The organism is Metapseudomonas boanensis (assembly GCF_018704125.1).
GTDB lineage: Bacteria > Pseudomonadota > Gammaproteobacteria > Pseudomonadales > Pseudomonadaceae > Metapseudomonas > Metapseudomonas boanensis.
This window is the reverse complement of the sequence record NZ_JAGTIS010000024.1, coordinates 16,444-38,960: the sequence shown is the minus strand read 5'-3', so window position 1 is coordinate 38,960 and position 22,517 is coordinate 16,444. Positions and strand designations below refer to the sequence as shown.

Genomic DNA, 22,517 nt, shown 5'->3' with positions numbered 1-22,517 from the left:
CCACACCACGCGTGGGCCGGCCGAAGATGCTCAATTATTGAGCAGAAGACTCAGTAGTCGATGGCCACATCGCCCTTGGGCACGCTGCAGCAGGACAGGATGTAGCCCTCGGCGACGTCTTCGTCGGTGATTCCGCCGTTGTGCTCCATCTCCACCTCGCCAGAGGTTTTCAGCACCTTACAGGTGCCGCAGATGCCCATGCCGCAAGCCTTGGGGATGTGCAGGCCAAGCTTGGCGGCAGCAGAATGGACCGTCTCGCCAGGCGCCACACGAATGCTCTTGCCGGTGCTGGTGAAGTCCACCAGGTTCATGTCGCCAGCCGGGATCTCTGCCGCCTCAGCGGCTTCCGCGGCGTGCTCGTTTACCTCTGCACGAATCTCTGGCGGAGTCGGGCCGAAGGCTTCTTCGTGGTAGCGCTTCATATCGAAGCCGGCAGCTTCCAGCAGGCGCTTCACTGCTGACATGTAAGGCGTCGGGCCGCAGCAGAAGATCTCACGTTCCATGAAGTCGGAAGCGATCAGGTCGAGCATTGCGCGACTCAGGTAACCGCGATAGCCAGACCAGGTCTCGCCGATCTCGTACTTCTCACAGATCAGGTGCAGCTTGAAGTTGTTGATCCGCGAAGCCATGTGGCGCAGTTCACGGTGGTAGATGATGTCTTTCGGCGTACGCGCACTGTGCACGAACACCATGTCGACTGCGCCGTTGGTATCGAAGAACCAGCGGGCCATGGACATCACTGGCGTGATGCCGACACCGCCGGAGAGAAACAGCACCTTCTCCGCCGGGAAGTCGATGGCATTGAACAACCCCACCGGCCCATGCACCGGCAGCACGTCACCTTCCTTCAGGTTGTCGTGTAGCCAGTTGGACACCTTGCCACCCGGCACGCGCTTGATGGTCAGCGAGAAGCTGTACGGCACCGATGGCGAGCTGGAAATGGTGTAGGAGCGCATGATCGGCTGGCCATCGATCTCCAGCTCCAGGGTCACGAATTGGCCCGGTTTGAAGAAGAACACCATCGGCTGGTCGGCCATGAAACAGAACGTGCGCACATCCAGAGTTTCCTGGATCGCCTTGACGCAACGCACCATGTGGCGGCCATTGCTCCAGGTCTGGGTAGTCACGGGGTTGAGGAAGTTGTTCGTCATGGAGGCTGCTCCGCGCGCGGCCGGATATCGGCCTATTGCGGTGAATTGTGCGTAACGCAAAAAACGCCCATTTACCTGTCTGCGACATTCACATGCTCATCGCGACCTGCCAGCAACCATCGGGCCTGCGGCGTCGGAAACGGATGTTCCCATGTCGCCCATGGATAAGGCCCTACCTGCCCACGCCGCCACACTCAATCCCAGCCGAACCATAAGGTTTTTTGGGCAAAACCACCCCCGGGCCGCCAGTCGGCAGGCGAGAAACGAGGGGCCGATCACGCCGCCTTGCGTGACAACCGAAACAGCCACTTTTTGCGGCGGTCGCGAATGCGACCAGCCATTGAGGAGTTACCGATGGACGTCACTTCTACCCTGAGCCTGGGCGATCCGCTTGAACCTGCACGCAAGGCCACGGCCGAAATGCTCCGCGAACGCGACCACAGCTTCTCCCTGCCGCAGCCGTTCTATAGCGACGAGCGCCTGTTCCAGATCGACATGCAGGAGGTCTTCCACAAGGAATGGCTGATCGCCGGCATGACCTGCGAAATCCCAGCCAAGGGCAACTATCTTACCCTGCAGATCGGCGACAACCCGATCATCGTGATCCGCGGCGCCGAAGGCCAGATCCACGCCTTCCACAACGTCTGCCGCCACCGGGGCTCGCGCCTGTGCGTCAGCGACAAGGGCAAGGTCGCCAAACTGGTTTGCCCCTACCACCAGTGGACCTACGAACTCGACGGCCGCCTGCTGTTCGCCGGCACCGAGATGGGCGCCGACTTCGACCTCAAGGACTACAACCTCAAGCCCGTTCATGTGAAGAGCGCTGGCGGCTACATCTTCGTCTGCCTGGCCGAGAACCCGCCAGCCATCGACGACTTCCTCTCCACGCTGGCCCATTACATGGAGCCTTACGACATGGAAAACACCAAGGTGGCGGTGCAAACCACCTTGATGGAAAAGGCCAACTGGAAACTGGTGATCGAGAACAACCGCGAGTGCTACCACTGCAACGGCTCGCACCCTGAACTGCTGAAGACCCTGCTGGAATGGGACGACGTGACCGACCCACGCGCCAGCCAGGCTTTCAAGGACCAGGTCGCCGCCTGCACCAAGGCCTGGGACGAAGAGAAGATCCCTTACGCCCACGCCAGTTTCGGCCTGCGCAACCGCATCGTGCGCATGCCGCTGCTCGATGGCACCGTCTCCATGACCATGGACGGCAAGCAGGGCTGCAAGAAACTCATGGGCCGTATCAAGAACCCCGACCTGGGCTCGATGCGCATCCTTCACCTGCCACATGCCTGGAACCACTGCATGGGCGACCACATGATCGTCTTCACCGTGTGGCCCATCAGCGCCCAGGAAACCATGGTCACTACCAAGTGGCTGGTGCACAAGGACGCGGTGGAAGGCGTCGACTACGACGTACAACGCCTGCGCGAAGTCTGGGATGCAACCAACGATCAGGACCGTCGCCTGGCCGAAGAAAACCAGCGCGGCATCAACTCCACCGCCTACCAGCCGGGGCCCTACTCCAAGACTTACGAGTTCGGCGTGATCAACTTCCTCGACTGGTACAGCGAGCGCATGCTCAACAACCTCGGTAACGTCCCTGCGACCAAGCTGCGCCAGGTAGGCACCGACTGATAGGGAAGGTTGGAGCCATGTCCCTGAGCCTTGGTTTCGCCATTCTGTTAACGCTTTACGGCCTGGCGTCCAGCCTGCTCCACGCCTGGTCCGACCGCACACACTGAGGTCCCCTCAAGGACCACCCTCGCCCTCGTCAGGATGTCGGCCCTGACGAGGGCTTTTTTTGTCCGACACCCAATGCCACATCGCAACTTTCACAACGTGCATAACCACTTTTTGGCAACGCCCTTCCCACTCGCAACAGGAAGATCTGCCTGGCTCACACACTCAGAGAATGATCGAGAACGAAATCCGGGGGCGGGCCGCTCCCGCTCCACCTTGATGCAAATAAAACCTAACCGAGGGATCGTCACCCAATTGGCAAGGAAATGTCGTGTCAGAACTTTCTGATCAATTGACTACTGAGTAGTGCCACACACTTTTCCCCTCAACTTACCCAAAACTGTGAACTATCCTCAGACCAACCCCGAATTCCTACAAAACAACGGAACATCCTAGATATGGCAAGTAGGAGCAACCTGATTTTTACTTACTAAAAATCGCACGGAGGGTTGGTCATGAAACGACTACTGCTTGTTGCCGTCATCGCATCGGGTGCATCTCCGACTGTTCTTTATGCCGACGAACCCAAGATTTTTCACGGGGTCATTCATTTTGTAGGCAGCATCGTCAGAGGACCTTGCGAGGTTGCGCCGGCCGCCTGGCTCCAGCACGCCGGCCGCGACCAGGGTCGCAGCCCCCATCAAGCGGCAGTGCCTGCGGTCGAGGGCAACTGCGCTGGTGTCCCCGACACACACTCGATCAGCTTTACACCGGTACGCAACACGCGGACCGGCGCTTTCGATGCCGGTACCATCACGGTGGTGTTCAACTGATATGCAGACCGCTACGCATGGAGAAGGCCCATCATCGAATGGGCCTTTGGGGGAGCGATCAGGGGATGGAAAGCACAGCGTACGTACTGCCTTTGAACGAGCCCACGCTGACAGCACCATCTGCTTTGAGCACTGATTTAATGGTCACGGCAGTATAGCTTGTGCCAGCGGAAATGCTGAGGGACCGACCACCGCCCACGCCGTCAGCATAGAGCGACGAAGTCAACCCGCTGACACCAGTCAGCTTCAAACTGCCCTGCGTACCAGGCGTCACCGCCAACTTGACGGTTGCTGACTTGCTGCAGGTTACGTAGACCGTGGTACTTGCCGTATGGCCGTTCACTGACTCAGGCGTCACATTGCCATGCCGCAGGTCAATGGAACCGTAGAGTGAGCAGGACAACTCAGGTTCGGGTGGCGCCCCTGGTATACCACCTCCTCCGCCGGGGCCCGTGCTACATGATGCTGGCAGATAATGCCCATCCATCCCATGGGCTCCCTGGATTTCCAGCAAGAAGCATATATCCCCCGTACTGGCGGGTCTGACAGTCGCGATTTTTCCCGTGATGGTCAGCTGACTTTTAAGTTGTGTCAGTGTTAATCCCTTTATGTTGCTTGTTTGCAATAACCTACCATTCACAACTGGGCTTGCATTAACTATCCGAACCAAGGTACAGGATTCGAATTTTCCTAACCCAGGAGCAGCCTTCTTCCAAGCTTGCTCACATGGATACGGGCCTATGCCCCTATCATTCAGAGCCGCCTTGTCGATTATGACACTACCGTCATATTCGATATGCCACTGAAAATCAGAGAACCATGTAGACTCAAAGATTCCGCCCCCCTTTCCCGTAGCAGCCCCGTAAGCCAATGCCGGAAACTCAACGCACATTAAAAGACACAGCAACAGCATGAAGCGCTTCAGCGCCAGAATGATCGATCTCATGTAGTACTCCATCAACGCTCTTGCGTTCACTCGGTTAGATACCTTGATGAAATAAGGGCCCGTATAATTCGCGGCCGTGTCTCGTCGTCAGTCGTACGCCGCCGACAATGTTGCCGACGCGGAAAAGGCCCCCGCCTGCAGTTCCGAACCCGGCTCCAGCACCAGCACCGCTTCAATGGAGTTATCGTTGGACGTAGAGGAATTGACGCTGCTGTTCGGTTTCCAAACGGCGTCATCGCGAACCCGGCGGATACGGATGCCCAGACCGCTGGCCGAGGTTTTCACCACATCCGTGGCAAAGCCCACGTCCGCTTTCAGTGTCAGGGTGATGGCGGCTGCCTCGGTTCCGCACTTGATGGTCAGCGGGATGGCCTGTTTGTATTGCCCGGAGGCGATCCGGGTGACATCCACGGTGCTGAACGACACACGCAGCGAGTTGCCCTGGTCGAACTTGCAGGTCGGCTTCACCACGGCTCCGGAAATGCTCACCGTCGACCTCGCGAGTTCGACGCCCTGCACCGTTGTGGGCAGCCAGAGGCACAGCGCCAGGTACAAGCCGCGCGGGCCGAAATGCTTCACGGCCTTCATGGGTAGCTGATCTCGAAGTTGGTGACGGCATTGAACGCGCCCGGCCCGATGGTTTTCCCCTTCAGCGGCCGCAGGTGGGCACTGAACGACAGACGCTTCTTTTCGCCGCCCGTTACCGCATATTCCAGGTTATCGACGTTGAGTTTGATGGCATCGCCCGCCGAGGTCTCCAGACCAATCGCCACACCGGAGGCTTCGCCTTCCAGGGCCAGCGACCCAGGCAGCAACGCCTCCTCCTTGCCCTTGAAGAGGACGCTGACCTTGGTAGCCTCCGAACAGGTCAGGATGTCGATATGAAAGGGCACGGCCGGCGTCCGAGGCACCGTCTCCAGGTCCCGTTTGTTGAAGATGCCGAGGTTCACCACCTGCTCGGTGTTTTCCACGACCAGCTCGCAGGCTGGCACCACCAGAGTCCCATCAAAGCTGAGAAGAATGTCGTCCGCGCTGAGCGCCGCTGTGAACACGCAGCCACCGATCAGCGCCATCGCGCACCCACTCTTTGTACTCACCATGTTCCGCTCCCCCCTTGAGCAATGCGCAACCGCCCGCTATGGCTTGGGTTTGAGCGAGCACGTGGCCGCGTCGCAGGCGTAGTTCAGCTTCTGGTAGCCGCCGTAATCGCTGATGTAAGTGAGGACCAGGTCCTTCCCGACTTCTCCGTCCGGCAGCACGGCCTCGACCGAGAAGGGCGCCAGCATCACCGGGTTGAAAGTGGTGCTGTCGCGCTTGTCGGCCGCGCTCTGCAGGTCGCTGATGGTGACGTGGTAAGGCGTGGGGTTCTCGATGCGAAAACCATTGCCAGTTCGGGTCACAACCAACCGTTCCTGCCAGACGTCTCCGGCATCGGGGGTGATGGACTCGGGCCGATAGAACAGCTTGATCTTGGTATGCAGGGCGATCTGCATGGTGTTCGGTTCGTCGCTACGTGGCGGGACCTCCCGCAGGTTGAAGTAGAACAGCGACTCGCGATCCTGGGGCAGCTGCTCCGCTTCCGGGGCTTTCACCAGCTTCACCTGCCCGCCGGAGCCCGGCTCGACACGCTGAAGTGGCGGCAGTACCACGATGGGGCCGGAGACCTTCTGCTGCTGCGGATTTTCGATCCATGCCTGGGCGAGGTAAGGCAACTCCTTGTTGTCGTTCCGAATGCCAAGGCTTACGGACTTGTGCGCACTACCGAAGATGATGCGGGTGCGGTCCAGGGAAATGGCGGCCTGGGCCGACGTACAGGACAAGGCGATGAGTGCCGCCAAGGTGAACGGCACGAGGGGGGATATGCTCATTTGAAGAGGCTCGATTCAATGAAGGGTTGGCACTGAAGTTCGTAACGCTGGTCGAGGGGAAAGACGCGTGGCATGGTCAGCCGGCATTGCTTGTTGCGCCCCCAGCTCACAACGAACTCCGAATCCGGCTGGATGCCGGTCAGGTAGGCGAAACCGCTGTCGGCGACGATGGCCACCTCCCGCCCTGCGGCATCGAGGACACTGGCACCAAATGGCGGGAAGGCGCCGCTGGGCAGGCGAATGGTGACCAGGGCCTTGTTGCCCTGGATGACGCTCAGCCTGCGGTATCCGATCGCGCCTTCGGTCAGGGTGGCTTCGGTTACCGATTTTTTGGCTTCCATGTCGTCAGCCAGTTTGTTCACATCGATCCGTACGTCTGTCCGGTAGTAGTCGTTGGCCGAGGGTATGACTGCGATGCCCAGGCGGTTGGTGCGCGCCAAGCCATCCTGCAGCGGCACGCCGGAAACCCCGTCGGTATCGACCATGAGCCGTGTACCGCCATCGAAGGCCGACTGGTGGAAGGCCGCACCTTTGGCCGTCGCTGTGAGCCCACCGCGCAGCGAAAGCCCCAGGTTCTGCGAGCCGCTGTCCTGATAGCCGCCACTAACGCTGACATCCGCCATCGAGGTGCGCGCAGTGAGGTAGCCCTGCATGGCGTCATTGCCGCGTCCGGTGTTGGCGCTGAGCAGATAGTTGTAGTCCTGCTCGTACCTGGAATAGGTAGCACCGTGGCGAACGCCGTCGCGATTGATGAAGCTGTCGTAGCCCACCCGTTCGCTGTGGCCGAAGGGCACGCTGAGCGAGAGCGACACACTGCTTTCCTGTTCGAAATCGGAGCGGCTATGGCTCAGCGATAGGCTCGCGGACAGCCCCTTCATGCGCCCTACATCGAAATAGCGGCTGAAGTAGGCGCTGAAACGCTCAGTGGAGGCGCGATCCCAGTAGTCCTCGCGGGTGTAGGACAGGTGACCGCTGAAGCCGAGGTCAAGGAACGCCTTGTTGGCCAAGGCGGTGTAGACGGCCTTGCTGTTGTTACGTGTTAGCCGGCCATCTCGGGCATCGAGGAATTCGTCCATGGTGACGAAGCTTCGCTCCGAGAAGCGGTAGCCGGCGAAGGTGATTTCGCTGTTGTACTCATCGAAGCGCTTGGCGTAGTTGATCCGCAGCGAATTGCCCCTCTGGCGGGGTTCATTGCGAACCTTGGCGCTGGCGTTGGTGATGTCCGCCGAGACCACGCCAAAGCGCTGGAGGTTACGCCCAACGCCAACGGCCAGTGCGGTGTAGCCGTCGGTCAGCAAGCTGCCGCCGTAGGTCGACCAGTTGTTATCTACCCCCCAGGACAGTTCGCCGCTGGCGAACATTGGGCCGGTCATTTCCCGATTCTGGTTCGCCGGGCGCCCAACGGCTAGCTTGTAGCGGAGTTGGCCGGGCCGGCTCATGTACGGCATGTTGGTGGTCTCGATCTGGAAACGCTGGACATGCCCGTCGTCTTCGCTCACCTCCACATCCAGCTTGCCGCTCACCGCGCTGTTGATGTCGCTGATGCGGAAAGGCCCCGGCGGCACCGTAGTCTCGTACAGCACGCGGTCGCCCTGGCGAACCGTGACCTTTGCATTGCTCTGGGCGACGCCGGTCACTTCCGGCGCGTAGCCACGCAGATCGGGCGGCAGCATCTGGTCGTCGGTGGCGAGACTGGCGCCGAGATAACGAAACGAGTCGAACAGGTTGGAGTTCAACTGCGTTTCGCCCAACAGTAACCTTGCCCCCTGCCTGCTCAGGGGTCGGTAGGCGTAAATTCGACTCCAGGCGAACTCCTGCTGCGTGTACTGCTTGCTGCGCTGGCGGCTTCCCTGGAAGTCGCCACGCAGGCGCCAAGCCCCTATGTTGAAGCCTGCGGTGCCATTACCGCTGATCTGGTGGGATCGGCTGGAATCCCGGCCTTTTTGCGTCGAGCCATTCAGGTTGTAGTCGAGCAGGGCACCGGGGATGCCGTTGTCCCACTCCTCGATCGGCGCCCAATTGGGATCTTGATATGCCATCCAGGCCTGGGGAATGTTGATGACCAGCGAGGCCGTCTCCATATCCGGCCGCAGGGTAATGCCGTCGACGCCACCGAGCTCCGCGCAGTCCCGCTCGGGCCAGCGGCCCAGGCCCTGCAGGATTTCCGGTTTTAAGCCAAGCCTTGCCGCCAGGTCCATGGGTACGCACACACGGGAGATTGCGTCGTCCCCATGCGATGGATAGAAGCGGATGGTCTGCTCCGAAAGAACCCGGCCATTCACCCGGATGCCCATCAGGTATTCGCCTGGCATGATGTAGCTCGCAGTGCGGAAGCGGCTCAGATCTATCGAGTCGCGCTCTTCCACGTCCATCACATCGAGGTTGAATTCGACAGGGTGCGAAACGGCTGGATGACAGGCGAAACAAACAAGCGCCACGGTCGGTAGAGTCTTCTTACCTGCAGCCATATAGTGCCGATAATGAAAGATGGTTTCCCGGATTCCCTGGACAACCAGATGAGAGTTCAGAAAACATTTATTGACCGAATGAATGCACCCGACGAATACAAATAGAGAATCGCCAGCGATTACTTCTAACTCACTCTTTGGTCGCAAATAAAAAGCGAATGTTCGCTATCGCCAGACTGTAGCGAGAGCAACGCTCAATAAAGGCTAAATATCAGAAGCGCCTGACTGCACTTTCAGGCGCTTCTGATCCATCTACGAGTGAGTTAGCTCGTGTTCGATGCTTACTCGTAGGCCAGTTGGAAGTTGGTGACAGCCTTGAACTCACCAGGGGTTACCGCCACATCCTTGGCAGTAGTGCCTTTCAGGCGGGCTCCGAACAACAGGGTGTTGTCTCCCGCAACCAGAGCGTGCGCCGGCAGGGCCTCGCCCAACTTGACCTGTTGGTTTCCCTTGGTGATGGCGATACCCGCACCACTTGCGGAGCCGGTGATGGCGAGGAGGGAGGGATCTGCAGTGTCGATGTCGCCTCCGAAGGTTACTTTGACCTTCTTGAGGGTGGCGGCATCGCACTCGCGCAACTCGATGGTGAAGTCCTTGACTTCGGACATGCCATTGTTGGCCAGTTGCTTGTTGGAAACCTGGTCAATGCGGACGGTCTGATTGGCGCTTTCCGCATCCAGAGTGCAGGGTGCGTCGATGATGGATCCTTCGAAATTCACCTTGCCGCTGCCTGCAGAAGCGGCATTTACGGCCGTGCTCGCCACTGCCAGAGCGCCGAACACTGCTAGAGACAACTTGCTTAGTTTCATGACCTTATCTATTCCTTTCAGTTTAAAAATTTCCCTGAGCGCGTAGAAACACTCTCTTCTTATAGCGACGAGTGCAACGCGAAAAGAACAATAGCAAGATCACAAGTTTATTTGTAAAGAGCACGTCCGACAGAGTGTGTAGGACATTTACGGACAGAACCTAAAGAATCTTTACTACCTTTTTAAATCAGGGTTTTACATGCAGCACTTTAAAAACGAAGGAATAGTTCAAGATACGAAAATCTCGTCATCACGACACACTCGCGACCGGGCAGACCAATTCAAAAGATCAGTCTTCTTGGTGATTTTTCCCAGTGCGCTGACTTTAAATTCATGAATTGAGAATTAATCCGCCTGCCAGCAGATAACCGTTACGAACACCGACTCCCCAACATGCTCCGACGACAGTTCGACAAATGACCTGGAGCGCCCAGTCAATCGGAGCTCCAGCCACTACCCAGAAAACAGAGAACCTCAACCACTCCACGGACAGCAAGAGACCACAAGAAATCGACTACAAAGAAGTAGTCCACTCCCTACAAGCCAAGAGAACCTCATCTGATACCCCCCAAAAGCGTCGGCGATTATCTTGGTCCGGCATTTCGATGCGGCACTTTTTCCAACACTTTTGGAGTTAATGATGAAACAGTTTTCCCTGGCATTTCTGACCATGTCCATGCTCGCGGCCACTGGCTCCGCCTTCGCTGCTGATCCGGTTACCCCCACCAAGGCGGGTACCGGCCAGATCAACTTCACCGGTGTGATCAACAACGACGCCTGCTCGGTTGAAGGCGCGGCCGGTAAAGAAAAAGCGATTGCCGTAGACATGGGCGCCGTGTCCATCAAAGACATGGGCACCGACACCGCTCCGAGCGGTGGCCGCCTGGCGGCCAACGACTTCAACCTCAAGGTCAACTGCAACCAGGGCACCAAGGTCTCCATGCTGTTTGACGCCAAAGCCGGATCCGGCGTGGTCGCTGGCAAGAAAGTCCTGGCCCTGAACGCAGGCACCGAGTCCGCGAAGAATGTGGGTATCGCCATCATGAATAGCAGTGGCGCCCTCATTGACCTGAGCGCACCGGCCACCGCCAAGATCGAGAGCGAGCTGAACGGTAGCGATGCCACCCTGACCTTCGCTGCGGCCTACGTCACTACCGCTGACCCGAAGACCGCCACCGCCGGTAACGGTAACGCGACCCTGCCGTTCACCCTGCAGTACGAGTAAGCAGGACCCACGGTTCTCAAGATTGGCGAGGCCCAACGGCCTCGCCACCTCGTTCTTGCTCCAAGTGGTAATGCCTATGCTCCGTCGCACAATTTCAGCCTGCCTGGGTGCCTTGAGCCTGGTGCTGGCGTCTCAAGTTTCCGCAGGAGTCTCCCTCAACTCCACCCGCATCATCTTCAACGGCTCCGACAAGGAAGCCAGCATCACGGTTCGCAACGGCGGCCAGCAAGCCCTGATCCAGTCCTGGATCGACAACGCAGATGCGACAGACACTCCTGCTCCGTTTGCTGTGACGCCGCCCCTGGCCCGTATTCTGGCAAACGAGCAACAGCTGCTACGTCTCCTCTATGAAGGTAGCGGCATGCCGACCGACCGCGAATCGGTGGTGTGGTTGAACGTCCAGGAAATTCCCCAGGCCGTCCATGGGCAAAACACCCTGCAACTGGCGGTACGTCAGCGGATCAAGGTGTTCTTCCGACCTACTGGCCTTGCCGGAGATGCGCGCCTGGCCCCTGAAGAGCTGCAGTGGAAACTGGAACTCCGGGGGGGCAAGTCCGTGCTCAAGGTCAGGAATCCCAGCCGGTATCACGTTTCCATGGCCGACGTGACGCTCGGCAGCGCCAATAGCTCGGAGGTTGCAGTCGACTCCACCATGGTCGCCCCAGGTGAAGAGAAAGAGTTCTCCGTCAAGCAACCTGCCTCTTCGAGCGGCGTGGAGCTCAAGTTCTCCAGCATCAATGACTACGGGGCACAGGTCCCCTACGCCGCAAAACTCTCGGCAGGCAACTCCGTTGGCGCAACGGCCACGCGGTCCAACCGAGATTCATAACGGGCTCTACCCGACTCGCAAATTCACCCCTGGTGGGCATCCCATCCGATGCCCCAGCACAACGCATTTCTTTCAGGGGGGTGATCCAGGATCCTCGCAGGCATTGAGAAATGAGCAACAGACCCAATCACTCCCTTGGGCGGAGCAGGCGGACTTCGGCTGAAAACCATCAGCCAGTGCCCTCCGGCATACCCAACCGGCTCGCGCTGGCGATCACCCTCGCGGTGCCCGCCATGGTACTTGGCGCAGAAACTCCGGTGGTTCAGCCAACCGATGAGGCACAGGTCGAGTCATTCAACACTACGTTCCTGAAGGGTGCCCCCTCGTCGGTAGACCTGCAGCTGCTGCTACGTGAAAACAGCGTCCTGCCCGGCAACTATCGGGTTGACCTCTACAGCAATCAGGTCATCGTCGGCCGTCGCGACATCGACTTCGTACGCAATCCGCAAACCGGCATCGTCGAGGCCTGCCTGAACTACGACCTGCTTCACCTGCTGGGCATCGACATGGCCAAGCTGATCGAGCAGGGCAAGTTGCACCCTGAGGCACCCGAGACCTGCTACGACCTGCCCACGTTGATTGACCAGGCCACGCTGCGCTACGACTCCACCCGATTGCGCCTGCTCGCCAGCGTCCCGCAAGTGGCCATGGCCCGGGGCATGCGTGGCTACGTCGATCCGGCACTGTGGGACAGCGGCGTTACCGCCGCGTTCGTCAACTACCAGTTCAACACCAACCGGAACCGGGACGGTTTTGGCCGGCAGGTTTCCAGCAACCTGAGCCTGCGCAATGGGATCAACCTGGGCGCCTGGCGCCTGCGCAACGAGTCCAACTACAGGACCGGTACCGGCCGCCCGAGCCAGTTCACCAGCAACCGCACCTACCTGCAGCATGACGTTACGCCCCTGAGGGGGCAGTTCAGCGTCGGCGAGATTTATTCCGACACAGACCTGTTCGATAGCGTGCGTTACCGCGGGATCAAGCTGGCCTCCGACGAGGGCATGAAGGCGGATAGCGAACGTGGCTATGCGCCGGTGATCCGTGGCGTTGCAGAAACCAACGCCACCGTGGAGATCCGCCAGAACGACTACATCCTCTACTCGGCGACCGTTCCGCCGGGTCCGTTCGAGATCAGTGACATCTACCCCACCGGGTCCAATGGCGACCTGGAGGTAACCATCATCGAAGCGGATGGTCGGCGCCGCGTGACCAAGCAGGCCTTCTCGAGCCTGCCGACCATGGTGCGTGAAGGGCAGGTGAAGTACAGCGCTTCGGCGGGCGAGTTCAACAGCAACAGTGACGGCCTGGAAACGCCGAAGTTCGTCAGCGGCACAGTGGCTTACGGCGTGAGCAGCAACCTGACGGGCATTGCGGGCGCACAGGTAACCCAGGATTTCAATGCGGTATCGCTCGGGGCGGGACGGAACACTTCGATCGGCGCCTTCTCGGTTGACATGACCCACTCGTCCAGCCGGGTGAAGGGCCTCTCCGCGCAGGGCAACAGCTTGCGCGCGCTGTACGCCAAGACCTTCACCGGCACCGACACGAGCTTTACGCTGGCCGCCTATCGCTATTCCACCGAGGGTTATCGGACGCTCTCGGACCATGTGCTGGAACTCAGCGAAGGCATCCAGTCCCAAAGTAGCCGCTCGAAAGTCCGTACCGACCTGACAGTCAACCAGACGCTGGGCGGGCGTAAGTACGGCAATCTTTACATCAACGCCAGCGACGAGCGCTACTGGAACCGGGGAGGATCGCGCAGCTTCTCCGCAGGCTATTCCAATGGCTGGCGGGATGTCAGCTACAGCTTCAGCGTCACCCAGACCAAGGACATTGGCAGCACGAATTCGTCAAACGACGACACGCAGGTCAACCTCTCCGTGTCCTTCCCGCTGGGGTCGAGGCCGCGATCGCCCAGGGCGTACCTGACCACCACCAGCCAGAAGCACAGCGACAATACCCAGGTCGGCGTGAACGGCTACCTGTCCGAGGACAGCGATACGTCTTATTCGCTTCAGGGCGGAAACAGTAGCAACAGTGGCAATTCCGCCTCCGCCAGCCTGAACAGCCGCACTTCCATCGCGGATATCACGCTGGGCTACAGCAAGGGCCGCGACTACACCTCGGAGAACCTCAACGTGTCTGGCTCCCTGGTGGCCCACGGCGGCGGTATCAATCTGGGCCAGCCTGTGGGGGAAACCTTCACCCTGGTCGAAGTGCCCGATATCTCGGGCGTGGGCATCAGCAACTACACCGGTGTAAGCACCGGCTACAACGGCTACGCGGTGGTGCCCAACGCCCAGCCCTACCGTGTCAACTGGATCACCCTTGACACGCGCAATCTCGGTGGCGACATCGAAATCGAAAACGCTACCCAGCAGGTAGTGCCACGCCGAGGAGCAGTGGTGCTGGCCCGTTACGCCGGGAAGAAGGGTCGCCGGGTCCAGTTCGAGTTGCTCGACGATCAAGGAAAGCCCATTCCGTTCGGAGCCTCGCTTGAGGATTCCGACGGCAAACAGCTTGCGATCTCCGACCCGAGCGGACGAGCGCTGGCATTGGTGGAAAAAGACGAGTCCACAGTGGTCATTAAATGGGAGTCCAAGCAATGCATGGCCAGCTATGCGCTTGCGCCACAAGACAAGACGATCAACTACGAACGCTACCGCCTAGCCTGTCGTCCTGAAGCCAATTGATCCGGTGGGCTGGGCTCGGACCTCGGCCCCGTTGCCCGTACCGACGATATTCACCTTTCCGTCAACCCATAAAGCGCCTTCATCCATAGGTCGGCTTGAAGGCCCCGCTCGCCATCGACGTGGGTGCAAGCCCAGCTTCAGTTCTTCTTTCTCATGACCCCGAACACGAGCTGCGGAGTGCGAGCACTCCGAACCGCGAGGCCGAGTTGCCTACTGCCGGGGTGCAAAGAGCCGTCCTGACAGCATGAGCCGAAGTCGAGCTGGCTACGGGCAGGACAAGCACAGAACGCCTACAGAAGATTCCTTCAATCCATTCAGGAGTTGTTCAGCATTCCTACGTTAGCGTAAGCATCGCAATCTATCGGCGAGTCATGGGCCTGGCCATACGAGGTCTGGATCGCCTTTGGAGATTACTCAAATGGAGTGAAATGGATATGTGCAAAGTCTTGTTGATCGATGATCAGCCCATGAGTCGACTGGCGGTAAGCGTGCTACTGGAGCAAGAAGGCATCGAAGTTGTTGGTGAGGCTGACAACGGCGTAAGCGGCATTAGCCTCGCCCGCTCATTGGAGCCGGAGCTTGTTATTCTGGATATTTCCCTGCCCAAGCTGGATGGCTTGGAAGTGCTTACCCGACTTCGCCAGTCCTTGGGTGAGTGCAAATTGCTGGTTCTGACAGCCTTGCCGGCCAGCCTTTACGCAAGTCGCTGCCTGAAAGCCGGCGCGAATGGCTTCCTGTCAAAACAGGAGGGGCTCGAGAACATGCGGATGGCGATCAAGTCCGTTATTTCAGGCTACAGCTTGTTTCCCGGCGAGGCTCATGCTTCCAGATCGCAACAATTGCACCGGGAACCAGGGACAGGGCTGGATGACCTCTCAGACCGGGAGTTGGCGGTGCTGAGGAAACTGGCCAACGGCAAGAACAACAAAGAGATCGCCGAGCAGCTGTTCATCAGCCACAAGACCGTGAGCACCTACAAGTCGCGACTGATGGAGAAACTGAATACCCGGCGCCTGGTCGATCTCATCGATTTCGCTCGGCAAAACGAGCTTTGCGCCTGATGTCGGATTGCTGTGCCACCCAGCGTGCCTCGCCCGTCTGCTGCGGAAAAAGCATTGCAGGTGGCCATCGGGTGATGCGCAAACAGCTAACTGGAGCAACTCAACTGTGCGTAGATCCAGTTCACACGATAGAACTCAATTTGCCGTAGGAATTTTCCTAAACACGCAAGTGTATAGCTGCCAAACAATATACTGACCGCCCTACACGCCAAGTGGCCGCTCCCTGAAGCGGGCCTTCAGTACATATGCACCTCAGAATTCCAATTCGAGCCGGCAACCTATCCAGAACCTTCTGACGAATAGGAATGGAATTATCTGACCGAGCGCCTGCGATGCACTTGTTTGAAACTCTAGAAGTTCATTTGTACCAGACGTAGTTCTGCACTGACTCAATGGCGAAAGCCGACTCACAAAACATTCAAGGCAGTTGATTCCGAAAGCGAGAGCTTCCGCCAACGCGCCTACTTGTGAAACAAAGTGAAGGAGCACCAAGGAGATGAGTAAGATCCTGCTTATCGACGATCAGCCGATGATCCGTTTTGCCACGCACGTGTTGCTGGAGCGCGAAGGATTCGAGATCGTCGGCGAGACCGAGAATGGAGTCGAAGGACTGAGCCTGGCTCGCTCTCTGAAACCTGACCTGGTGATCCTCGACATCGCGGTTCCGAAGCTGGACGGTCTGGAGGTGATCAGCCGCCTGAGTGCCCAGAACCCAGACTCCAAGCTACTGGTCCTCACCTCATTACCGGCGGCGCTATATGCCAACCGCTGCCTGCAGTCCGGTGCGACTGGCTACATTTCAAAGCAGGAACAGGCCATCAGCCTCGTTTCGGCGGTCAAGTCCGTGTTGTCGGGCTACAGCCTGTTTCCAAGCAGCGTCAACCTCCCAACCGCTCCGGAGTCGGGACAGACAGGTGACATTCAACTGCTCGGTTCCCTCTCGGACCGCGAGTTGGCCGTGCTGCAAAATCTTGCCAATGGCAAGAACAACAAGCAGATCGCGGAGCAGCTGTTCATCAGCCACAAGACTGTGAGCACTTACAAGTCAAGGCTCATGGACAAACTCAAGACGCGTAACCTGGTCGACCTGATCGACTTCGCCCGACGCTACGCGCTGATTAGCTGACGCCCACGCTGGTCGTCGTCAAGCCTCCGGAAGCCGCATGGCCCTGCGCAGCCAGTCGAACAACCGGCAATACAATCTGTCCACTTCCGCAATCTGACCCTGGCCCCGCAGGCAACCATGGACTAGCCCGTGGCCTGGGTCGAATTCGACCTGCACGCCATCCAGGGCTAGCCGTTGTGCATAGCGGGCGCCATCGTCGCGCAAGGGGTCGAACTCCGCGACCGTGACGAAAGCTGGTGGCAGCCCCGAAAAGTGGCTGGCGGCCAGCGGCAAGGCAAGCGGAGACTCGCGCGAACGCGGGTCCGGCAAGTAGCACTCAAGACAGGCCTGGAGATCCGCCAGACTCAGCAATGGGGCATCGGCGCACTCCAGATGGGATGGCAGCGGCTCCGGGCTCAAGGCCGGGTAAATCAATGCCTGAGCGCAGGGCAGTACCTGGCCCGCATCCCGCAAGGTCAGGCAAAGCGCCACGGCAAGGTTGCCCCCAGCGCTATCCCCTGCCACCGCCAGGCGGTTTGGATCGAGCCTGATTCCCGCAGCCCCCTCACTCAGTGCCCGCCAGGCCTGCAAGCAGTCGTCCAGCGCAGCGGGAAACGGATGTTCAGGTGCCAATCGATAATCGATGGCCACCACTGCGACAGGCAGGTGATCGGCAAGGTAAGCGCAGATGAAATCGTGGGAGGCGAGATCACCCAGCATCCAGCCGCCACCGTGGATGAACATCAGGCAGGGCCATCCGCCAGTTGGCGCCGGCAGCAGGGATTGGTAGAGACGCGCGGGCACGCCACCCAGATCGAACTCAGTGACTTCGAGGCCGGTTGGGCGCTCGGGAGTGAAAGCTCGGCACAGCGCACGGTAGGCCGCGCGCTGATCAGCCAGCGTCGGCCCCTGCGGCGTGAAGGTGTCACTGGCAGCGACGAAGGCGGCCATGGCAGGCGACAGGGGGTACTCGCGAGGCATGTGATTCTCCGGAACAGCGTCGAGCCGTGGAGTGGCCCTAGCCCTGATGACGGACCGGTAGCGCGATCACTCGTCCGACATGAGCCGGTGTCGGCAGTTGAGCGTGGGCGTCGGCGAGTTGGCGGATGCGTTCAGCAACGCCTTCCGCAAAGGGCGCAGAACGCGTTTGCCGGGTGTCGATATTCATCAGCATCTGCTCACTGGCGGCCAGTTCTTCAGTCGTACCGGCGTAATGCAGGCTGTGGTGAATATGCAGGCGCTTGCCGTCATGGCCGAGCAACTGCGTGCGCACTTCCACCTCAGCGCCGAGCTTCACCTCGTCCAGGTAATTGAGGTGGCACTCCAGGGTATAGAGGGTATGGCCGGTGGCCTCGCGCCCTTGGGCATCCAGGCCGAGATGATCCATCAAGGCATCGGTGGCGTAGCTGAAGATCAGCAGGTAGAAGGCATCGCGCAGGTGGCCGTTGTAATCCACCCATTCCGGGCGGATGGCGGTGCGGTAGGTGGTCAGGGCGTGGCTCATGCAGCAGCTCCAGCAAGGCGCCCTCTCCCCCACCCTCCCCTTGCAGGTCGCCCCTGAAAGGAGAGGGGATGGCGCGGAGTGGCGGGACGGTTGAAGGTTAGTCGGCAAAGGCGAATCCGTGTTGTGCCTTGGTGTCCTTGATCGCGCCAAGCACTGCAAGCAGGCAGTCGTCGCGGTAGCGCTCCAACTCGGCGATGCTTCTTGAGCCCTGCTGTTCGGAGGTTCCTTCCACGACGCGGTCGATCAGCGTCTCGGTGAGTTCCGGAGCGGGCAGATAGGTCCAGGGCAGCTGCAGGGCCGGGCCGAACTGGGCCATGAAGTGACGCATGCCGGCGTTGCCACCTGCCAGGGTGTAGGTGAGGAAGGTGCCCATGAACGACCAGCGCAGGCCGGCACCAAAGCGGATCGCATCGTCGATCTCGCCGGTGCTGGCCACGCCGTCGTTGACCAGGTGCAGGGCTTCGCGCCAGAGCGCTTCGAGCAGACGGTCGGCGATGAAGCCGGGCACCTCCTTGCGTACATGCAGCGGGCGCATGCCCAGCGATTCGTAAATCTTGATGGCGGCTTGCACGGCCTCAATGGCGGTCTTCTCCCCGCCTACCACCTCTACCAGCGGCAAGAGGTAAACCGGGTTGAACGGATGCCCCACGATGCAGCGCTCTGGGTGCGAGGCGTCGGCATAGAACTCGCTGGGCAGCAGGCCTGAGGTACTGGAGCCGATGATCACGTTCGGGCGTGCGGCTGCGCTGATCTTCGCGTGCAAATCGAGCTTCAGGCCGAGGCGTTCCGGCGCGCTCTCCTGGATGAAATCGGCATCCCGGACACACTCCTCAATGGTATCCACGAAGCGCAGGCGATCCTGCGAGGCACCGGGCGCCAGCCCCTGCTTCTGCAGGGCCGGCCAGGCATTGGCGATGCGCGCGCGCAGCGCTGCCTCAGCACCGGGCGCCGGGTCCCAGGCGATGACGTCGAGGCCGTGGGCCAGGGCGCGGGCAATCCAGCCGCTGCCGATGACGCCACTGCCGAGGGCAGCGAAGGTTTTGATCTGGGTGACGAAGGACATAGTGGCTCCTGAAACTGGCAAAACGAATCGGGTATGCGGGTGGAGCAGTCCGTAGGAGTGAGCTTGCTCGCGAATGACACTCCCAAGAGCTTCGCGAGCAAGCTCGCTCCTACGTGGTGTACGAAAAGTCAGCGCCGCTTGAGGTTCATCTTTTCGCGGCCTTCGGCGGGGGTCAGGGCGCGGCCGCCGAGGCGCTGGATGATCTCGACAGCCCGCTCCACCAGTTGGCCATTGCTGGCGTGCACGCCGCGATCCAGCCAGATGTTGTCCTCCAGCCCTACCCGCACGTTGCCGCCGAGCAGCATGGCCTGGGCGACCATTGGCATCTGCATGCGACCGATGCCGAAACCTGCCCAGGTGCAGCCTGCCGGGAGGTTGTCGGCCATGGCCTTCATGGTGGTGGTGTCCGCCGGAGCACCCCAAGGGATACCCAGGCAGATCTGGAACAGCGGGTCGTCGAGCAGTCCTTCCTTCAGCATCTGTTTGGCGAACCAGAGGTGGCCGGTGTCGAAGATTTCCAGCTCGGCCTTCACTCCAAGCTCGGTGATGCGTTTGGCGCCGGCGCGTAGCTGTGCCGGGGTGGAAACGTAGATGAAGTCGCCATCGCCGAAGTTCAGCGTGCCGCAGTCCAGGGTGCAGATTTCCGGCAGCAGCTCCTCGACATGGGCCAGGCGCTCCAGTGGGCCGACCAGGTCGGTGCCTGTGCCGAACTCCAGGGGCTGTTCGCCCTTGCCGATCTCCAGATCTCCGCCCATCCCGGCGGTGAGGTTGATGATGACGTCGGTGTCGCTCTCGCGGATGCGCTCCACCAGTTCGCGGTACAGCGCTACGTCACGGCTCGGTTTGCCGGTCTTGGGGTCACGCACATGGCAGTGGGCAACGGTAGCGCCGGCCTTCGCGGCCTCGATGGCGGCAGCAGCGATCTCTTTCGGGGTGACCGGGATGGCCGGGTGCTTGCCGACGGTATCGCCGGCGCCGGTGACGGCACAGGTGACGATGACTTCGTAGTTCACGGTTACGGTTTCCTTCTTACAGGCGAGCGAGGGCCGTGCGCGGTGAACCGCGCGCAGCAGGTTCGGTTATCACTTGAGGGCGGTGAGTACGCTGTCGGCGCCGTTCTTGCCGTCGAAGGTGGTCACGCCTTCGAGCAACCGACGCATTTCCGTCGGGTTGTCTTTCAGCCACTGACGTGCAACGTCCTTGGCGTCCTTGTGGGCCATGATCGGCTCCATCAGCGCGCTCTCCTGCTGAGTGGTGAAGGTCAGGTTGCTGAGCAGGCGATTGACGTTCGGGCAGCGCTCGGCGAAATCCGGCGCGGTGACGGTTGAGACCGACGCGGAGCCCTCGTTGGGGCCGAAGACATCCTGGCTGCCGGTCAGGTAGGTAAGCTTCATCTGGAGGTTCATCGGGTGGGGCTTCCAGCCGACGAATACCACCGGCTCATTGCGCTTCACCGCCCGGCCAACTGCCGCCAGCATGGCCGCCTCGCTGGACTCCACCAACTGGAAGTCGCCGAGGCCGAACTGGTTGCTGTCGATCATTTTCTTGATGTTGGCATTGGCGCCGGTGCCGGGCTCGATGCCGTAGATCTTGCCGCCCAGTTGGTCCTTGAATTTGGCGATGTCAGCGAAGGTTTTCAGTCCCTGCTCCGCGGCATAGGCAGGCACCGCCAGGGTAGCGATGGCGTCGGGCAGGCTGGGTCGCTCGAACACCTTGACCTGGCCCTTGTCGAGGAATGGCTTGATGTTGTTATCCATCGCCGGCTTCCAATAGCCGAGGAAGAAGTCGATCTGCTTCTTGTCGATGCCGGCGAAGATGATCTGCTGCGAAGCGGTGATCTGGGAGGTCTTGTAGCCGAGCCCATCGAGCAGGGTGGCCGCCACCGCTGTGGTGGCGACGACGTCCGTCCAGCCAACTACCCCAATGCGGGCCTGCTGGCAACTGGCTGGCTCGGCGGCGAACAGCGACGAACTGAACAGGGTGAGAACACAGCAACCGGCGAATGCGTTGAGACGTTTCATTGATGCTCCCCTACTGCCTTACGGTTTTATCGTTGTAATTGCAGAGGCCGGGAGGCCCCTTCCGTTGTTCAGGTTTGACTGCACCCGATAGCGTCACCTTACGCAGCACCGAAATCGCCAAATCGAACTAAAACGACTACCTGTTGAACAGAAGCGACCTCTTTTCTTGCACCCTCCGCACGGGTGTTTTTAAGTGGCCTATCGCACTTGCGGATCGCGGCCATGCTCCAAACGTTCTGCTTCCTTCTGCTACCCGGATTTTCCATGATGGGCCTGATGTCGGCCGTGGAGCCGCTGCGGGTGGCCAACCGATTCCGCGGTGAGCTTTATCGCTGGCACCTGCTGAGCCTGGACGGCGGCCCCGTGCAGGGTAGCAACGGCATATCGCTGAACGTGGACGGTGGCCTCGATACGCCGCTGGAGGGCGACTGCCTGTTCGTGGTGGCCGGCTTCGAACCGCTGGCCAGCTTCGACAGCCGACTTGCGCACTGGCTGCACCGCGCCGAGCGTCACGGATTGCTACTGGGCGGTATCGACACGGGGAGCTTCGTGCTGGCCGAAGCCGGCCTCTTCGGCAAGCAGCGGCTGACCCTGCACTGGGAGGCGATAGACGCGTTCCAGGAACGCTATCCCACTCTCTGCGTCACCCAGGAGCTTTTCGAAATCGATGGCCGACGCATCACCAGCGCCGGCGGCACCGCCAGCCTCGACCTGATGCTGACGCTGATCGGCCGCAGCCACGGGGAGGCGCTGGCCTTGCAGGTATCCGAGCAATTCGTGCTCAGCCGCATCCGTACCCAGCAGGACCACCAGCGCATGCAGGTCGCCAGTCGCTACAACGTCCACAACAAGAAGCTGGTGCAGGTCATCGGTGAGATGGAACGGCACAGTGAGACGCCGCTGGGCTCACGAGCGCTGGCCGAGCTGATCCACGTCACACCCCGCCAGCTGGAGCGACTATTCCGCCTGCACCTGAACGAGACGCCGTCGAACTTCTACCTCGGCTTGCGCCTGGACAAGGCCCGCCAGCTCCTACGGCAGTCCGAGCTGAGCGTGCAGGAGATTGCGCTGGCCTGTGGCTTTGAGTCGTCGTCGTATTTTTCCCGGAGCTACCGGGCGCGCTTTGCTACCAGCCCGAGTCAGGATCGGCACGAGCATCCGGATCAGGAACTGGGCCATCGGATCAGTTGAGCGGGGTCCTCGGGAAGCGATTCCAATCACCATTGAATTGGCTCTGCCCCTGTCAGGC

General features: G+C 60.1%; 20 protein-coding genes. 8 read left to right on the top strand and 12 right to left on the bottom strand.

What is annotated here, in order from left to right; translation table 11 throughout:
* Positions 1–50: 50 nt before the first annotated feature.
* The gene (gene gbcB, locus J7302_RS24680; RefSeq protein ID WP_215381052.1) at positions 51–1,151 is read right to left on the bottom strand and encodes a glycine-betaine demethylase subunit GbcB; all 1,101 of its coding nucleotides are present in this window, start codon (positions 1,149–1,151) and stop codon (positions 51–53) included.
* Positions 1,152–1,505: 354 nt separating this feature from the next.
* Here gbcB and gbcA point away from each other — a divergent pair, with 354 nt between their 5' ends.
* Entirely contained in the window at positions 1,506–2,798 is a 1,293-nt protein-coding gene (gbcA, locus tag J7302_RS24675) for a glycine-betaine demethylase subunit GbcA (RefSeq protein WP_215381050.1), read from the top strand.
* 560 nt (positions 2,799–3,358) lie between these two features.
* Positions 3,359–3,676, top strand: coding sequence for a hypothetical protein (locus J7302_RS24670; RefSeq protein ID WP_215381048.1), 318 nt, complete (start codon positions 3,359–3,361; stop codon positions 3,674–3,676).
* A 58-nt stretch (positions 3,677–3,734) separates the two neighbouring features.
* Here J7302_RS24670 and J7302_RS24665 read toward each other — a convergent pair whose 3' ends face one another.
* The 6 genes from J7302_RS24665 to J7302_RS24640 form a co-directional block, all read right to left on the bottom strand.
* Positions 3,735–4,622, bottom strand: a complete 888-nt coding sequence (locus J7302_RS24665; RefSeq protein WP_215381046.1) for an MrpH family fimbial adhesin — start codon at positions 4,620–4,622, stop codon at positions 3,735–3,737.
* Positions 4,623–4,709: 87 nt separating this feature from the next.
* Positions 4,710–5,210 (bottom strand): fimbrial protein, encoded by a 501-nt coding sequence (locus J7302_RS24660; protein ID WP_215381043.1) that lies wholly within the window; start codon positions 5,208–5,210, stop codon positions 4,710–4,712.
* Positions 5,207–5,695, bottom strand: a complete 489-nt coding sequence (locus tag J7302_RS24655; protein WP_215381041.1) for a fimbrial protein — start codon at positions 5,693–5,695, stop codon at positions 5,207–5,209. Before J7302_RS24655 ends, J7302_RS24660 begins: the two co-directional genes overlap by 4 nt.
* A gap of 63 nt (positions 5,696–5,758) precedes the next feature.
* Entirely contained in the window at positions 5,759–6,490 is a 732-nt protein-coding gene (locus J7302_RS24650) for a fimbria/pilus periplasmic chaperone (protein ID WP_215381037.1), read from the bottom strand.
* A complete protein-coding gene (locus tag J7302_RS24645) occupies positions 6,487–8,928 on the bottom strand; it encodes a fimbria/pilus outer membrane usher protein (RefSeq protein ID WP_215381034.1) in 2,442 nt (813 codons plus the stop codon). Before J7302_RS24645 ends, J7302_RS24650 begins: the two co-directional genes overlap by 4 nt.
* 311 nt (positions 8,929–9,239) lie before the next feature.
* On the bottom strand, positions 9,240–9,767 hold the full coding sequence (locus tag J7302_RS24640; protein ID WP_215381032.1) for a fimbrial protein: 528 nt from the start codon (positions 9,765–9,767) through the stop codon (positions 9,240–9,242).
* Positions 9,768–10,407: 640 nt separating this feature from the next.
* Between J7302_RS24640 and J7302_RS24635 the strand changes: the two genes are divergently transcribed.
* The 5 genes from J7302_RS24635 (at position 10,408) to J7302_RS24615 (ending at position 16,701) form a co-directional block, all read left to right on the top strand.
* Positions 10,408–10,992 carry a fimbrial protein gene (locus J7302_RS24635; RefSeq protein WP_215381029.1) on the top strand — a complete coding sequence of 195 codons (585 nt, stop codon included), beginning with the start codon at positions 10,408–10,410 and terminating at the stop codon, positions 10,990–10,992.
* Positions 10,993–11,068: 76 nt separating this feature from the next.
* On the top strand, positions 11,069–11,821 hold the full coding sequence (locus J7302_RS24630) for a fimbrial biogenesis chaperone (RefSeq protein ID WP_215381027.1): 753 nt from the start codon (positions 11,069–11,071) through the stop codon (positions 11,819–11,821).
* 233 nt (positions 11,822–12,054) lie between these two features.
* Entirely contained in the window at positions 12,055–14,514 is a 2,460-nt protein-coding gene (locus J7302_RS24625; protein ID WP_251702254.1) for a fimbria/pilus outer membrane usher protein, read from the top strand.
* A 434-nt stretch (positions 14,515–14,948) separates the two neighbouring features.
* Complete coding sequence (locus tag J7302_RS24620; RefSeq protein ID WP_215381067.1) at positions 14,949–15,575, top strand: response regulator transcription factor; 627 nt, start codon at positions 14,949–14,951, stop codon at positions 15,573–15,575.
* A 496-nt stretch (positions 15,576–16,071) separates the two neighbouring features.
* The gene (locus J7302_RS24615; protein ID WP_215381022.1) at positions 16,072–16,701 is read left to right on the top strand and encodes a response regulator transcription factor; all 630 of its coding nucleotides are present in this window, start codon (positions 16,072–16,074) and stop codon (positions 16,699–16,701) included.
* A gap of 18 nt (positions 16,702–16,719) precedes the next feature.
* On the opposite strand, the gene J7302_RS24610 is transcribed toward J7302_RS24615, so the two are convergent.
* From J7302_RS24610 to choX, 5 genes are all read right to left on the bottom strand, one after another.
* Complete coding sequence (locus J7302_RS24610) at positions 16,720–17,661, bottom strand: alpha/beta hydrolase (RefSeq protein WP_215381020.1); 942 nt, start codon at positions 17,659–17,661, stop codon at positions 16,720–16,722.
* Positions 17,662–17,698: 37 nt separating this feature from the next.
* Positions 17,699–18,184: a thioesterase family protein gene (locus J7302_RS24605; protein ID WP_215381018.1), complete on the bottom strand. Its 486-nt coding sequence runs from the start codon at positions 18,182–18,184 to the stop codon at positions 17,699–17,701.
* Between the two features lie 97 nt (positions 18,185–18,281).
* Positions 18,282–19,247, bottom strand: coding sequence for an L-carnitine dehydrogenase (locus J7302_RS24600; RefSeq protein WP_215381016.1), 966 nt, complete (start codon positions 19,245–19,247; stop codon positions 18,282–18,284).
* A gap of 128 nt (positions 19,248–19,375) precedes the next feature.
* Complete coding sequence (locus tag J7302_RS24595; RefSeq protein ID WP_215381014.1) at positions 19,376–20,260, bottom strand: BKACE family enzyme; 885 nt, start codon at positions 20,258–20,260, stop codon at positions 19,376–19,378.
* Between the two features lie 69 nt (positions 20,261–20,329).
* Positions 20,330–21,268, bottom strand: coding sequence for a choline ABC transporter substrate-binding protein (choX, locus tag J7302_RS24590; RefSeq protein ID WP_215381010.1), 939 nt, complete (start codon positions 21,266–21,268; stop codon positions 20,330–20,332).
* A gap of 222 nt (positions 21,269–21,490) precedes the next feature.
* Here choX and J7302_RS24585 point away from each other — a divergent pair, with 222 nt between their 5' ends.
* Positions 21,491–22,459 carry a GlxA family transcriptional regulator gene (locus J7302_RS24585; RefSeq protein ID WP_215381007.1) on the top strand — a complete coding sequence of 323 codons (969 nt, stop codon included), beginning with the start codon at positions 21,491–21,493 and terminating at the stop codon, positions 22,457–22,459.
* Positions 22,460–22,517: the final 58 nt, after the last annotated feature.

Bases quoted from the DNA above. Each gene is read 5' to 3' on its own strand.
- J7302_RS24605 (WP_215381018.1), bottom strand. From the start codon at position 18,184: ATGAGCCACGCCCTGACCACCTACCGCACCGCCATCCGCCCGGAATGG.
- J7302_RS24650 (WP_215381037.1), bottom strand. From the start codon at position 6,490: ATGAGCATATCCCCCCTCGTGCCGTTCACCTTGGCGGCACTCATCGCC.
- gbcB (WP_215381052.1), bottom strand. From the start codon at position 1,151: ATGACGAACAACTTCCTCAACCCCGTGACTACCCAGACCTGGAGCAAT.
- J7302_RS24630 (WP_215381027.1), top strand. From the start codon at position 11,069: ATGCTCCGTCGCACAATTTCAGCCTGCCTGGGTGCCTTGAGCCTGGTG.
- J7302_RS24655 (WP_215381041.1), bottom strand. From the start codon at position 5,695: ATGGCGCTGATCGGTGGCTGCGTGTTCACAGCGGCGCTCAGCGCGGAC.
- J7302_RS24660 (WP_215381043.1), bottom strand. From the start codon at position 5,210: ATGAAGGCCGTGAAGCATTTCGGCCCGCGCGGCTTGTACCTGGCGCTG.
- J7302_RS24640 (WP_215381032.1), bottom strand. From the start codon at position 9,767: ATGAAACTAAGCAAGTTGTCTCTAGCAGTGTTCGGCGCTCTGGCAGTG.
- choX (WP_215381010.1), bottom strand. From the start codon at position 21,268: ATGAAACGTCTCAACGCATTCGCCGGTTGCTGTGTTCTCACCCTGTTC.
- J7302_RS24615 (WP_215381022.1), top strand. From the start codon at position 16,072: ATGAGTAAGATCCTGCTTATCGACGATCAGCCGATGATCCGTTTTGCC.
- J7302_RS24620 (WP_215381067.1), top strand. From the start codon at position 14,949: ATGTGCAAAGTCTTGTTGATCGATGATCAGCCCATGAGTCGACTGGCG.
- J7302_RS24665 (WP_215381046.1), bottom strand. From the start codon at position 4,622: ATGAGATCGATCATTCTGGCGCTGAAGCGCTTCATGCTGTTGCTGTGT.
- J7302_RS24585 (WP_215381007.1), top strand. From the start codon at position 21,491: ATGCTCCAAACGTTCTGCTTCCTTCTGCTACCCGGATTTTCCATGATG.
- J7302_RS24625 (WP_251702254.1), top strand. From the start codon at position 12,055: ATGGTACTTGGCGCAGAAACTCCGGTGGTTCAGCCAACCGATGAGGCA.
- J7302_RS24635 (WP_215381029.1), top strand. From the start codon at position 10,408: ATGAAACAGTTTTCCCTGGCATTTCTGACCATGTCCATGCTCGCGGCC.
- J7302_RS24610 (WP_215381020.1), bottom strand. From the start codon at position 17,661: ATGCCTCGCGAGTACCCCCTGTCGCCTGCCATGGCCGCCTTCGTCGCT.
- gbcA (WP_215381050.1), top strand. From the start codon at position 1,506: ATGGACGTCACTTCTACCCTGAGCCTGGGCGATCCGCTTGAACCTGCA.
- J7302_RS24600 (WP_215381016.1), bottom strand. From the start codon at position 19,247: ATGTCCTTCGTCACCCAGATCAAAACCTTCGCTGCCCTCGGCAGTGGC.
- J7302_RS24670 (WP_215381048.1), top strand. From the start codon at position 3,359: ATGAAACGACTACTGCTTGTTGCCGTCATCGCATCGGGTGCATCTCCG.